At 69.7% G+C, this 13763-nt stretch carries 8 protein-coding genes; 3 read left to right on the forward strand and 5 right to left on the reverse strand.

Features of this window, described 5'->3' with window-relative positions:
- Positions 1 to 369: 369 nt before the first annotated feature.
- The 3 genes from APZ21_RS00425 to APZ21_RS00435 all read right to left on the reverse strand — a co-directional run bounded on the left by APZ21_RS00425 (position 370) and on the right by APZ21_RS00435 (position 9612).
- Positions 370 to 6456 carry a non-ribosomal peptide synthetase gene (locus APZ21_RS00425; RefSeq protein ID WP_054811193.1) on the reverse strand — a complete coding sequence of 2029 codons (6087 nt, stop codon included), beginning with the start codon at positions 6454 to 6456 and terminating at the stop codon, positions 370 to 372.
- A 363-nt stretch (positions 6457 to 6819) separates the two neighbouring features.
- A complete protein-coding gene (locus APZ21_RS00430; protein WP_054811246.1) occupies positions 6820 to 7542 on the reverse strand; it encodes a Mut7-C RNAse domain-containing protein in 723 nt (240 codons plus the stop codon).
- A gap of 57 nt (positions 7543 to 7599) precedes the next feature.
- Positions 7600 to 9612, reverse strand: coding sequence for a putative bifunctional diguanylate cyclase/phosphodiesterase (locus APZ21_RS00435; protein ID WP_239476423.1), 2013 nt, complete (start codon positions 9610 to 9612; stop codon positions 7600 to 7602).
- A 271-nt stretch (positions 9613 to 9883) separates the two neighbouring features.
- Here APZ21_RS00435 and APZ21_RS00440 point away from each other — a divergent pair, with 271 nt between their 5' ends.
- A complete protein-coding gene (locus APZ21_RS00440) occupies positions 9884 to 10690 on the forward strand; it encodes an SAM-dependent methyltransferase (protein WP_054811195.1) in 807 nt (268 codons plus the stop codon).
- Between the two features lie 4 nt (positions 10691 to 10694).
- On the opposite strand, the gene trxA is transcribed toward APZ21_RS00440, so the two are convergent.
- Positions 10695 to 11027 (reverse strand): thioredoxin, encoded by a 333-nt coding sequence (trxA, locus tag APZ21_RS00445; protein WP_054811196.1) that lies wholly within the window; start codon positions 11025 to 11027, stop codon positions 10695 to 10697.
- A 117-nt stretch (positions 11028 to 11144) separates the two neighbouring features.
- Here trxA and APZ21_RS00450 point away from each other — a divergent pair, with 117 nt between their 5' ends.
- A complete protein-coding gene (locus tag APZ21_RS00450; protein ID WP_054811197.1) occupies positions 11145 to 11420 on the forward strand; it encodes a DUF2277 domain-containing protein in 276 nt (91 codons plus the stop codon).
- Positions 11421 to 11465: 45 nt separating this feature from the next.
- Here the strand turns inward: APZ21_RS00450 and APZ21_RS00455 are convergent, their stop codons facing one another.
- Entirely contained in the window at positions 11466 to 11942 is a 477-nt protein-coding gene (locus APZ21_RS00455; protein WP_054811198.1) for an NUDIX hydrolase, read from the reverse strand.
- Positions 11943 to 12030: 88 nt separating this feature from the next.
- Between APZ21_RS00455 and ilvD the strand changes: the two genes are divergently transcribed.
- Positions 12031 to 13740 (forward strand): dihydroxy-acid dehydratase, encoded by a 1710-nt coding sequence (gene ilvD / locus APZ21_RS00460; RefSeq protein ID WP_239476424.1) that lies wholly within the window; start codon positions 12031 to 12033, stop codon positions 13738 to 13740.
- Positions 13741 to 13763 lie beyond the last annotated feature (23 nt).

Raw genomic sequence — 13763 nt, forward strand, 5'->3', positions numbered from 1 at the left:
ACTTTTGGTCGCGGCGCGTATCGCGTGCCCAGCGCGACACTCGCGAACGCCGACTCGATCCGTGACCGCGTCCGCTGCGCCGTGACGACCCTAGCGGTTCGCCGGTGTCTGCGACACCTGTCGGGTGGCGGAAATGCTCACGGTGTGGCCGATGCCCATCTTCGGCAGCCTGGACCCTGCCTGAGCGTCTCGGCCGGTACCAGGGGACCACCCGCCGGATCGTGGCGGTGGACCGATTCGAGAATTCGATCGCAGGTGCGACGGCGACATCGGTGACCGGCCGGTCGGCCTCGCCGGTTCGCCCCCCGACCCGTCGTTGACCGGGTCGGGTGCGGGCCGTAGGCTGCGCGAACAGACTCTGAGCGCCGATCAGCGCTGCGGCAGGAACCCGGAGACCACGAACTCGCGGACATAGGCGTCGATCGCGGCGCGGTCCACCCGGGGACAGGCGACTGCGGTACCGCCGAGGGCGCGCACGCTGTTGTCGTCGGTCCATTCGCGCTGGGCGGCGAATCCCGCGTAGTTGCCGGTGGTGAGCGCGGCCCGCACCAGGGAGTCGTCACCCGCCGCATTGCGCAGCCGGGATTCGTGTTCGAGGGCGGCGTGTACGGTCTCCAGCGCTACCGTCTCGACCGGAATCCCGTGTTCGCGCAGACTGTCCAAGACCTCGCGCACCGGCACCGGAACCCGGTTGACCAGGTGATACACCGTGTCGTCGCGATCGAGTCGGGAGATCGCCACGATCGCGGCGGCCACATAGGTCACCGGAACCAGCGAGACGGCGGCCGAACCCGTCTCCGGTGCCATTCCAAGGATCGCGGCGGCGCGGATGAGATTCCAGAACGAGTCCTCGGCGCTGTTCACACCGGCCACCGGATCGCCGCAGATCGTGCCCGGCCGGTAGATCGCCACCGGAACGCCGCGGGCGCCCGCCTGGCGGACCAATTCCTCGGCCGCCCACTTGGACCGGGCATAGCCGTTGTCGGGCAGTTCGTCGGCGCGCAGCCGCGCGGCCTCGGTGACCGTGGTCGCGGTGTCGGGGCCGACGGTCGCGCCGATGGTGGAGACGAAGTGCACCGCCTTGAGTCGCCGGGTGGTCGCCAGGCGCAGCACGGCGCGGGTGCTCTCGACATTGACCTCGCGCAGGCGCGAGTACGGATCGACATGGTTGACCCGCGCGCCGTTGTGGTAGATCGCCTCCACCGTCGTGGCCAGCCGCTCGTGATCCTCGGCGCGCAGACCGAGTCCGGGGGCCGCCAGATCGCCCGGCAGCGCGACGATACGGTCCGCGAGGTCCGTATCCCATAGCCGGAATCGGGTCAGCGCCCGGCGGATTCGGTTCCCGGCGGATTCGGCGTCCTCGGCGCGCACCACGCACCACACGCGTGCCTCGGTGCGGTCGAGCAGTTCGCGCAGCAGATGCGCGCCGAGGAAGCCGGTCGCACCGGTGAGCAGCACCTCGCGCGAATTGCCGGTCGTGGCGGGCGTGCGGCCGTCGGCGGTGATATCGGGTTCAAGGACGGCGTCGCGGGCGGGTGACGGCGCGGTGTCGGCGGCCGTGCCCCCGGCGAGATGGGCGGCCAACGCCCCGACCGTCGAGTTCGCCAGCAGCGCCGACATCGGCACATCGCGTTCCAGACGCGCCGACAGTCGCTGGTGCAGGGTGAACGCCAGCAGCGAGGAGCCGCCGAGCTGGAAGAAATCGTCTTCGAGACCGATGGGCGACACCCCGAGCACCTCGGCGAAGACCTCGGCGACGGCGCGTTCCAGCGGCGAGGTCGGCGGTGCGCCGACGCGCGGGGCGAAGACCGGATCCGGCAGCGCCGCGCGATCGAGCTTCCCGCTGGTGTTGACCGGGAATTCGGTCAACACCACGACCGCCGCGGGCACCATATAGGCGGGCAAGGTGCGAGAGACCGCGCGCCGCAGGGCTTCCGGGTCGACGGCGGCGTCCGCGCCGGGCACCACATAGCCGATGATCCGGTCGCCCGCCTCCGAGCCGCGCACCGTGACCGCCGCCTGACCCACCGTGGGATCGGCGAGCAGGGCGGATTCGATTTCGCCGAGTTCGATGCGGTGCCCGCGCACCTTGACCTGGAAATCCGTGCGTCCCAGATAGTCGAGAGCGCCCTCGGGATTCCAGCGCACCAGATCGCCGGTGCGATACATTCGCGCGCCGCCAGGGGCGAGGGGGTGGGCGACGAATCGGCCCGCGGTGAGCGCGGGCGCGCCGTGATAGCCGCGGGCCAGCTGGATGCCGGACAGGTAGAGTTCGCCCACCGCGCCGATCGGCACCGGCCGCAGTCGCTCATCGAGGACGTGGCAGTCCGAATTCCATTCCGGCACACCGATAGGCACCGCCGCCGCGGCCAGGTCGGCGGACCGCACCCGATGTTCGGTGATACTCACCGCGGCCTCGGTCGGGCCGTACAGATTGTGGATCTCGGCGGCACAGATCGCGTCGAAGGCCGCCGCGGTCTCCGGCGGCAGCGCCTCGCCGATCACGAATATCGCCCGCAGCGAGGCCAATTCGGCGGCGGTGGCCTGCGCGGCGAACACCGAAAGCATCGACGGCACGAAATCGGTGAGGGTGATGTGGTGCTCGGCGATGGCGCGAGCCAGCGCCGCCGGATCGCGATGATCGTCGGGGCCCGCCAGCACCAGGGTCGCGCCCGCGCGCACCGGCAGGAAATACCCCCACAGCGAGACGTCGAAGGTCGCCGGGGTCTTGTGCAGATAGCGGTCGTGCGCGTCGACGCCGTAGGTCTCGTGCATCCAGACGAGCTGGTTGACGATGGCGTCGTGGGTCACCACGACACCCTTGGGCCGTCCGGTGGAGCCGGAGGTGTAGATGACGTAGGCCGGATGTCCGGCGCGCAGCGGCATCGTGCGCTCGGCGTCGCGAACGGGCTCGGGACTCGTCCCCGATAGGTCGAGGGCGTCGATCGCGACGGCCTCGGTCACGGTGAAATCGTCGGCGAGTGTGGTGAGTACGCGGCGCGGGGCGGCGGCGGAGAGCACATAGCCGATGCGTTCGGCCGGATGGTCGGGATCGATCGGTACCCAGCAGCCGCCCGCCGCGAGTACGGCGTACATCGCCACGACCTGATCCACGGACCGGCGCATGGCGATGGCGACGACGGTCTCCGGTCCGACGCCGTCGGCGATGAGCCTGCGCGCCAGGCGATTCGCGCGCGCGTGCAGTTCGGCGTAGGTCAACGACACCGAACCATCCGTGACCGCCGTGACATCCGGGCGGGCCGCGGCCTGACGCTCGAGTGCGGTGTGCAGGAATTCGGCGGGGACGGGTCGCCGTGAACCGGATGCCCAGCCGTCGAGGCGATCACGTTCGGCCGGGGTGATGATGTCGAGGTCACCGACGGCGGCGTCGGGGTCGGCGGCCACCTCGTGCAGTACCCGCAGATAGCCGTCCAGGAATCGCTGCACCGTCGGTTCGTCGAAAAGGTCTGTGGCGTAGCAGAACCGGATGACGATGGGGCCGGGTCCGCCGTCCACGCCCACGGTGTCGACCACGACGATATGCAGGTCGGTCTTGGCCGTCGTGGCCTCGACGTCGACGAAGGACAGATCCAGCCCCGGCAGTTCCAGGCCGGCCTGCGCGAAGTTCTGGAACGCGAAGCCGACCTGATAGAGGGGGTGGCGGCCGGGAGAGCGCACCGGGTCGACCGCGTCGACGATGTGCTCGAACGGCGCCTCGGCGTGGGCGAAGTTCGACAGGTCACGGTCGCGGGCTCGACGCAGCAGATCGGCGAAACCCTCCTGCGCCACGACCGTCGTGCGCGAGACCGTGGTGTTGACGAACATGCCGACGACCTGGTCCAACGCGGGTTCGGCCCGATTGGTCATCGGCACGCCGATGGCGATGTCGGAGGTGCCCGACAGGCGCGCCAGCAGCACCGCCAGCGCCGTGCGCATCACCATGAACAGCGTCGCGCGCTGTGCGCGCGCCACCGCGAGCAGATCGCGGTGCAGTTCGGCGGAGGTCGTGCGCTGGGCCGCGGCGCCGCGCAGTGACGCGACGGGCGGTCGGGGGCGGTCCGAGGGCAGATCCAATTCGTCGGGGAGACCGGCCAATTCGGTGGTCCAGTAGTCCAGCTGCCGGGCCAGGGTCGAGGTCGGATCGGTGCGCTCGCCCAATACCTCGCGCTGCCACAGCGCGTAATCGGCGTATTGCACCTCGAGCTGACGCCACGCGGGCGCGGCTCCCGCGCGCCGTGCGGTGTAGGCGGTGGCGATATCCGCGGCGAGCGGCGCCAGCGACGACCCGTCGGCGCAGATGTGGTGCACGGTGAAGACCAGGACGTAACCGTCCTCGGTGCGCAGCAGGTCGATGCGCAGCGGCACCTCGGCGGCGACGTCGAAGCCGCGCCCGAGGATTTCGCGCACCCGGTCGTCGACGGCCGCGGCCGCGATCTCCTGCACCGTTACCTCGCCGAGCACGTCGGCGACGTCGAGCACTTCCTGACGGGGGCCGTCGTCGTCGGCCGGGTAGCGGGTCCGCAACGATTCGTGGCGGGCGACGGTATCGGCGAATGCGGCGCGCAGCGCGTCGATATCGACCTGGTCGTGCGCGACGCGCAAGGCGAAGCCGATATTGTCCACCGAGGACGCGGTGTCGAACTGGTTGCGAAGCCAGAACCGCAATTGCGAGGGGGACAACGGAATACGGTCCGGCCGTGGCCGGGCGGCCAGCGCCGGACGCGCGCTGTCGAAGCGCTGCGACTGGATGGCATTGGCCAGATCGGCGACGGTGGGATGGTCGAAGACCAGCCGCGCCGGGATCTGTAGTCGGCAGGTCTCGCTCAGTCGCGCCGCGACCTGCGTCGCCAGAATCGAATTGCCGCCCGCGGCGAAGAAATCCGAATCGGCCCCGATCAGTTCGCGGCCGAGCACGTGGGCGAAGACGGCGGCGACCAGTTCCTCCCCGAGTCCCGACAGCCGGCGCGAGGTCCGCTGTTCGGTGACCGTCGCCCGCAGCGCGGCGCGATCGGTCTTCCCGGTGGGCGTCAGCGGAATACGGTCGACCACGGTGATCGAGGCGGGCACCATGAAACGCGGGAGCCGTCCCGCCAGTTCGCTCGCCAGGTCCGCGGGGACCGGGCGCAGGTCGGGCGCGGACTCGACGAAGGCGGCCAGTTCGGTATCGCCCGCGGCGGTCTTGCGGTCCACGGTGACCGCGGACCGCACCCCGGGCAAGGTGGCGAGCGCCGCGTCGATCTCGCCGAGTTCGACGCGGAAGCCGCGGACCTTGACCTGGTCGTCGCCGCGGCCGAGGTATTCGAGTTCGCCGCAGGCGTTCCAGCGCACCAGATCGCCCGTGCGGTACACGCGCGCGCCCGGTTCGCCGTGCGGATCGGCGACGAAGCGCGCGGCCGTGAGATCGGCGCGGCCGCGGTAGCCGCGGGCCACCGCGGGTCCGCAAAGATACAGTTCGCCCGCCACGCCGACCCCGACCAGCCGCAACCTGGTGTCGAGCACCCGCAGGCGCACGCCGGGCACCGCGGACCCGATCGTCACCGGCATGCCCGCGCTCAGCGGTGCGCTGATGGTGGCCGCGATGGTGGACTCGGTGGGTCCGTAGGCATTGTGGAACCGGCGTCCGCCGAAGGCCCAGCGGCGTACCAGCGCGGGCGGACAGGGTTCGCCGCCGACGATCACCACGCGCAACGCGGCCAGTCCGGCCGGTTCGATCGAGGCCAGCGCCGAGGGAGTCAGGAAGGCGTGGGTGACCCGGTGCTCGGTCAGCAACGACACCAGTTCCGCGCCGCCGTAGACCGTCGGCGGCGCGATCACCAGGGTCGCGGACGGGCCGAAGGCCAGCAGCATCTCGAGGATGGAGGCATCGAAGCTGGGGGAGGCGAAGTGCAGCACCCGGTCGGCGGCGGTAACGGCGAAGCGGCTGATCTGTTCGCCGCAGAGCGCGGCGAGTCCGGCGTGGGTGACCGTGACACCCTTCGGGTTGCCGGTGGACCCCGAAGTGTAGATGACATAGGCCGGGTTGGCGACCCGTGCCTGCGCGGCCTGGTCGAGGTAGGACAGCGGACTTGTCGGTTCCTCGGCGCAACGGGCGAGCAAGGCGGGATCGTCGAGCCCCAACCACTCGATATCGGCGGGCAGGGTCTCGCGATGTGCGTTCGTGGTCAGTCCCAGTGTCGCGCCGCAGTCGCGCACCTGGAATTCGATCCGCGCGCGGGGGAAGCCGGGATCGATGGGGACGAACGCCGCGCCGGTCTTGGCCACCGCCCAGATCGCGAGTATCGATTCGATCGAGCGCGCCACGGCGACGACCACGGCTCGCTCGGGACCGGCATCGAGGGTCAGCAACACTCTGGCAAGCTGTGAGGAGCGGGCATCGAGCTCACGATAGGTGAGCGTGCGTTCGCCATCGATGACCGCGACGCCATCGGGATTGGTCTCGGCGGCAGCGGCCAGCAATATTGCGAGGGTCGGTACCTGCGCCTCCGCGCGGCGCCGCGGTCGGGCCCGGCGCGACGACGCGGCTCGTTGCACACCACTTGTCACGTTGTGTCCCGCCTAGAACGAACTGCTGAGCGGGCCGATGCTACAACGCGCGGCGGTGTGATGTCATCGTCGGGGCGGTCCGTTCAGCCGCCCATACCGTTTCCGTTCAGAATTTCGGACCGAGTCGGTGCGCTCCGCGACGACCCTCCCACGCTCGGTCGATCGCATCCCGACCGCCGCGATCACCGTCACCGACAGCACGGTCACCGGTTCGAGCGGATCCCCGCGGCGGGGTCTGTGAACGGCTTGTCCGAATCCGGATCGACCGCGGTGGAATCAGATTCCGTATTTCCGCGTGGCGTGCGCGACGATCTCGTCGAGCCGCGCGTGGTGCGCGCCCTTCCAGTACGCCTGTCCGCATTCCACGCACTGGGCGAAGGTGTCGTAGGTCGCCTCGGTGCTGCCGGGCAGCTGACCGCGCATGGACTCCTTGTCCGCCGCGCGCAGCGCCCCGTTGCAGGCCGTGCAGCGCGTCCACGGCGCCAGCCGCGGCGCGAACCGGGACAGTACGTCGTCGAGTTGTTCGGCGGGTCGGTGGCTGTAGATGTAGGCGCCCGCGAAGATTACGCGTCTGCGCAGCAGTCCGCGGTCGCGCGAGAGCAGCACGCGGCGTTCGCCCACCGACCGCGCGGCCAGCGCCGCGTCGCCGATATCGGGATTCTCGTAGGCGGCGTCGACACCGAGCAGCCGTAGCCGCCGCGCCAGCGTGCCGAGGTGGATGTCGAGCAGGAAGCGCAGCGGTTCGGCGCGGCGTTGTGGACGGGTGACCGCGCGCACCAGAATCGATGTGCCCGCGGCGGGGATGTGCGCCGGGCCCGTCGCGCGGCCGTCGACCACGAGTTCGCCCACCTCGGTCAGCGGCACGCCCAGCGACTCCACCAGATGTCCCAGCGTCGAGACCCCGTCCGAGCGGACCGTGATCACGCGCCCCCGCCGCGCCGCGCCGAGGAACAGCTCCAGTTCGCTCGCGAAGCCGATGGTGATCTCCCCGGTATCCACCACGCCAGCATGCCGGCGCGGCGGCGTTCGCGCTCTGTCTATTTTCGCACGGCGGCGTCAGCGCGAGGACTCGACCGCGGGTTCGGCGAGCAGGTCGGTGATGCGGTGGGCGGGCATGGGCCGATGGAAATGCCACCCCTGGGCGGTATCGCATCCGAGCGCGTGCAGACGTTCGGCCTGGAAGCCGGTTTCCACGCATTCGGCGGTGACGGTGAGCCCGAGCGCGTGGGTGAGACCGATAATGGTTTCCAGCACCAGCAGATCGGTGCGATTCACCGTTTCCGGCGTGCGGATGCGCTGGACGAACGGGCCCGCGAGTTTGACCACGTGCAGCGGGAGTTGGCCCAGATAGGCGAGATTCGAGTACCCGGTGCCGAAGTCGTCGATCGCGATGCGCACGCCATCCTCGGCAAGGGTGCGCAGTGCCTCCAACGGTCTGCCGGTGGTCTCCATGAAGGTGCGTTCGGTCAGTTCCAGCTGGAGCCGGTCCGGGGGGATGCCGGTATCGGCGATGATCCGCTGCACCCGGTCCAGCCAGGTCGGATCGGAGACCTCGGCGGCGGAGACATTCACGCTGACGGTCGGGGCGTGCTCGGGGAAGCGGTCGTACCAGCGTCTGCTGTCGTGGCAGGCGAGTTCGAGGACAAGGGCGCCGAGCGCGTCGATGTGGCCGTTGTCCTCCGCGAGGTCGACGAAGCGGCCCGGCGGCAGGACTCCCAGTTCAGGATGTCGCCAGCGCACCAGCGCCTCCACGGCGACCAGCCCGCGATCGGGCAGCGACACGATCGGCTGATAGTCCAGGAAGAATTCGCCGCGAGTGAAGGAGGCGGGCATGGCCGCCGACAGTTCGGCGCGGGTGTGCTCGCGGCGACCGCGATCGGGATCGAACACCGCGAAACGGTCGCGCCCGGCGGATTTGGCCCAGTACATGGTGGTGTCGGCGGCCTGGAGCAGTTCGTCGGCGGTGGCGTGCTGATCGCGATCCTCCACCACCCCGATGCTCGCGGTGACCGTCAGGTGGCGGCCGTGCACGTCGAACGGTCTGGCCAGCGCGTCGAGTACGGTGCGGGCCAGCCCCGCGACCTCGCCCGGCGTTCGCGGATACGGAATGAGGATGACGAATTCGTCGCCGCCCATGCGCGCCACGAGCTGCCCCGGCAGCGCCGCGCAGGCGCTGAGGCGGGCCGCGGCCTGCACGAGCAGTTCATCGCCCGCGGCGTGGCCGAAGGTGTCGTTGACGCTCTTGAAGTGGTCGAGATCGACGTAGCATAGGCCGACCCGGGCGGCCGGATCGGCGTATGCGGCGCGCAGCGCGTCGAAGAAGCGCGAGCGATTGGGCAGGCCGGTGAGCTGATCGTGGTTGGCGCGGTAGTCCAGGCGCTCGCGCAGGGCGCGGCGTTCGGAGATGTCCTCCACCAGCACCAGCGTGTACTGCGGTTTGCCGCAGGTGTCCCGGATGAGCGAGACATTGAGATTGGTCCACACCGCGTGCCCGTCGCGATGCGCGTACGCCTTCTCCACCTGGACGTTGTCGACCTCGCCGCGCAACAGCGCCGAATACAGCTCCCACATGCCGGGCGCGTCGTCGGGATGGGTGAGGTCGGCGACCGACATCGCGCACATGTCCTCCGGCCGGTAGCCGAGCATGCGCGCGAAGGCGGCGTTCACCTCGATGATGCGCCCCGCCATATTGGACAGCCCGGTGCCGATGCCCGCCTGGGCGAAGACGGCGCGCAGGCGGGCTTCGCTGGCGCGCAACTGTTCTTCCGCGGCGCGGCGCGCGGTGATCTCGGCGGCGCGCACACTCTCCTGTTCGGTGAGCAGCCAGCCGCGGAACGCCCGGAGGTAGCCGGTGCTGAAGGCGGCGAGCAGATCGGCGCGCCCGGTCCCGAAGTACTGGGCGAGGACCGCGACGCTGCGGCCGAGTACGTCGTTGCCGACGAAATGCGAACCGGCCAAACGCGCCCCGACCGCGGCGACCCTATCGGTGGGGGTCGGCGCGCAGGCCGCGGACTCGACGAGTTCCCGTGCCAACTCCGTCAGCAGCTCGTGTGCTTCGGCCGCGCTCATCGGCACGATGTGATCACGAGCCCCTTCTCGCAGCGCTGCCGACCAACGGCCTGCGAGGTCGGCGTGCGGGCCGACAGGATGTGGTGCGGGCCCGGCATCCCATCCCATGGGGAAACATACTAGTGGACATATTCGGTCCCGGTGGACCGACTGTGTCATGCGGTACTCGCGCGCCCGCCGCGCCGCCGGATCGACCGAGGTGGGATACGATGCACACGCCGATGCGCGGCATCGGTGAAACAGGGGCGGCGCGAGAGGATTTGGCGATCCGATGACCAGACCGAGCTGGGCGCCCGACGGTATCGACACCGAACGCCCCAGTGCGTCGCGGGTGTACGACTACTTCGTCGGCGGCATGCACAACTTCGAGATCGATCGGCAACTGGCCCAGCAGATCGCGGCTTTCACGCCGAATATCGCGGAAACCATGCGCGCGAACCGAGAACTGTTGCGCCGCTGCGTGCGTTTCCTCGTCGAGGCCGGTATCGATCAGTTCCTCGACATCGGCTCCGGCATACCGACCGTCGGGAATGTGCACGAGGTCGCACAGGCGGGCAATCCCGCCGCGAAGGTCGTGTACGTCGATATCGACCCGGTGGCCGTGGCGCACAGCAGCGCCATCCTCGACGGTGATCCGAATACCGTCGTCATCCAGGCCGACGCCGCCGACCCCGCGCGCATCGTCACCGATCCGACCGTGCGGGGTCTGCTCGATTTCCAGCGCCCGATCGCCGTATTGATGCTCGGGGTCCTGCATTTCGTCGCCGACGACGCCGATCCCGCCGGATGCGTGGCGCGATTGCGCGAGGCCGTCGCGCCCGGCAGCTATCTGGCGATCACCCACGCAACCGCCGACGGTCAGCCCGAGGAAGTGCTCGAGGCGCAGAAACTGTCCGGCCGCACCGACACCGAGATCGTGCTCCGCACCAAGGACCAGATCGCGGCCTACTTCGACGGATGGTCGCTGGTGGAACCGGGTCTGGTGCACCTGCCACTGTGGCGGGCCGACAATCCCGACGATGTGCCCGAGAACCCCTGGGAATCCGGCGCGTACGGCGGCGTGGCCCGCAGGATCTGATCGCTCAGATCAGATCCTCGATCTCGGCGAGCAGCCGTTGCTTGGGCCGCGCGCCCACCACGGCCCGCACCGGCTCGCCGTCGCGGAACACCATGAGCGTCGGCATCGACAGCACCCGATACGTCCGGGTGACTTCGGGATTGTCGTCCACATCGAGCGCGACGACCTTCAGCCGGTCCCGCTGTTCCTCGGCGATCTCGGCCAACACCGGCGCGATCATCCGGCACGGCGGACACCACGAAGCGGTGAACTCCACCAGGACCGGTCCTCGCGCCTCGAGCACCTCCGCCCCGAAATCCCCGTCGGTCACCGTACCCACCGCACCCGTTCCGATCATGGCAACCTCCCGCTCTCCATCCCGGCGAGCCCATACCCGCCGCGACCTCCGAAGCTAGACCTTGACGCCGAGGTCAACGCAAGCTCTTCTGTCGGAGGGGCGCGCTAGCCTCGGGATATGTGCCGGAACATCACACCTCTGCGCGGGCTGGAGCCTGCGGCGACATCGGCGGAGATCGAGGCCGCCGCGCTGCAATACGTACGCAAGGTGGGCGGGTTGTCGAGCGTGTCGGATGCGAATCGCGCCGTCGTCGAGGAAGCGGTGGCGGAGATCGCGGCGGCCACGCATCGTTTGCTCGACCGGTTGCCCGAACGGAAGTCGCCGCCGAAGACCGTGCCGCCGCTGCGGCGGCCCGAGGTGCGCGAGCGGATGGCCGCGCGCGAAGGGGGATGAGCGTGACCGAATCGCCGCCGGTGGCGCCGCCTTTTGCGGCGCTGATCAGTGCACCCGGTCGAACCAGGCCGCGGACTCGCCCGCGAGCGTGCGTTCGATACGGAATCGATCGTGATCCCGCAGTTCGGGCAGCGCGTCCGTCTCGAACCAGCCGACCTCGAGCGATTCGTCGTCGTTGACCCGCGCGGCGCCGCCGACCGCCCGACAGGCCAGGGTGATGTCCATGAACTGGCAGACGTCGCCATTGGGATAGGTGTGGGCTGGCAGGGCGCGCACGAGAACGACGCGTTCGACCACGCAGTGCACGGCCGTCTCCTCGTGGACCTCGCGGACCGCGCAGGCGGCGGGTTGTTCTCCGGGTTCGGGAATGCCCGCGAGCACCGACCATCGGCCGCTGTCGGCGCGGCGGCCGAGCAGGATGCGGTCGGCGCCGTCGAGGACCACCGCCGAGACCCCGGGCAGCCAGAGCAGTTGCGTGCCCGCGTCGGCGCGAATGGTGCGGATGAAATCGGGAGTCGCCATGCCGACGACGGTATCCGCATCCCGGAGAATCCGGCGTGACGGCGGTGAATGCCTCTCGCCCGGGCGCGGCGGGAGTAGGTTTGCCGTCATGACCACCGTGAACCGGCCTCACGCCGACATCAAGCCGCGCAGCCGCGATGTCACCGATGGACTGGAGAAGACGGCGGCGCGGGGCATGTTGCGTGCCGTCGGCATGGGCGACGACGATTTCGCCAAATCGCAGATCGGGGTGGCCTCGTCGTGGAACGAGATCACCCCGTGCAATCTCTCGCTGGACCGCCTCGCGAAAGCCTGTAAGGACGGTGTGTTCGAGGGCGGGGGATATCCGCTGGAATTCGGCACCATCTCGGTGTCGGACGGCATCTCCATGGGGCACGAGGGCATGCATTTCTCGCTGGTCTCGCGGGAGGTTATCGCCGACAGTGTGGAAACGGTGATGCAGGCCGAGCGTCTCGACGGTTCGGTGCTGCTCGCGGGATGCGACAAGTCCCTGCCGGGGATGCTGATGGCCGCGGCGCGGCTGGATCTGGCGAGCGTGTTCCTCTACGCGGGTTCGATCCTGCCGGGTGTCGCGAAAATGTCGGACGGTACCGAACGTGAGGTCACCATAATCGACGCCTTCGAGGCGGTCGGTGCGTGCGCGCGGGGGCTGATGTCGCGCGAGGACGTCGACGCCATCGAACGCGCCATCTGCCCCGGTGAGGGCGCCTGCGGCGGGATGTACACCGCCAACACGATGGCGAGCGCGGCCGAGGCGCTCGGCATGTCGCTGCCGGGCAGCGCCGCGCCGCCCGCGACCGACCGCAGGCGCGACGGCTTCGCGCGCGCCAGCGGTCGCGCGGTCGTGGAACTGCTGCGGCGCGGCATCACCACCGGCGACATCCTGACCCGTGAAGCCTTCGAGAACGCCATCGCGGTGGTCATGGCCTTCGGCGGGTCCACCAACGCCGTCCTGCATCTGCTGGCCATCGCCCACGAGGCGGGCGTGCCGCTCACCCTGGACGATTTCGCGAAAGTCGGTGCGCGCGTACCGCATCTGGCCGATGTGAAGCCCTTCGGCAGCTATGTGATGACCGATGTCGACCGCATCGGTGGGGTGCCGGTGGTCATGAAGGCTTTGTTGGATGCCGGTCTGCTGCACGGTGATTGCCTCACCGTGACCGGTAACACGGTGGCGCAGAACCTGTCATCGATCGCCCCGCCCGATCCCGATGGGAAAGTGCTGCGGGCCATGTCCGCTCCCATTCACCCGACCGGCGGCATCACCATCCTGCGCGGCTCGCTCGCCCCCGGCGGCGCGGTGGTCAAATCGGCGGGGTTCGATTCGAGCGTATTCACCGGCACCGCAAGGGTTTTCGAACGCGAGCGGGCCGCGCTCGACGCGCTGGAGGACGGCACCATCACCGGCGGCGACGTGGTGGTGATCCGCTACGAGGGCCCAAAGGGTGGTCCGGGCATGCGCGAGATGCTGGCCATCACCGCCGCCATCAAGGGCGCGGGACTCGGCAAGGAGGTCCTGTTGCTGACCGACGGCCGTTTCTCCGGCGGCACCACCGGGCTGTGCGTCGGTCATGTGGCGCCGGAAGCGGTCGACGGCGGGCCCATCGCGCTCGTCCGCGACGGTGACCGCATCACCCTCGACGTCGCGGGCGGCACGCTGGACCTGGACGTCAGCGCGGAGGAACTGGCGCGGCGGCGCACCGGCTGGGAACCGTTGCCACCCCGCTACACCCGCGGCGTCCTGGCCAAATACACCAAACTCGTCGGTTCGGCGGCAGGCGGTGCGGTCTGCGGCTGACCTGCTCGCTGCCGTGAGCAGAT

Source organism: Nocardia arizonensis, from assembly GCF_001310275.1.
GTDB lineage: Bacteria > Actinomycetota > Actinomycetes > Mycobacteriales > Mycobacteriaceae > Nocardia > Nocardia arizonensis.

Coding starts and splice junctions, on each gene's coding strand:
- APZ21_RS00435 (WP_239476423.1), bottom strand. CDS start 9,612: ATGAGCGCGGCCGAAGCACACGAGCTGCTGACGGAGTTGGCACGGGAA.
- APZ21_RS00440 (WP_054811195.1), top strand. CDS start 9,884: ATGACCAGACCGAGCTGGGCGCCCGACGGTATCGACACCGAACGCCCC.
- trxA (WP_054811196.1), bottom strand. CDS start 11,027: ATGATCGGAACGGGTGCGGTGGGTACGGTGACCGACGGGGATTTCGGG.
- APZ21_RS00450 (WP_054811197.1), top strand. CDS start 11,145: ATGTGCCGGAACATCACACCTCTGCGCGGGCTGGAGCCTGCGGCGACA.
- APZ21_RS00455 (WP_054811198.1), bottom strand. CDS start 11,942: ATGGCGACTCCCGATTTCATCCGCACCATTCGCGCCGACGCGGGCACG.
- ilvD (WP_239476424.1), top strand. CDS start 12,031: ATGACCACCGTGAACCGGCCTCACGCCGACATCAAGCCGCGCAGCCGC.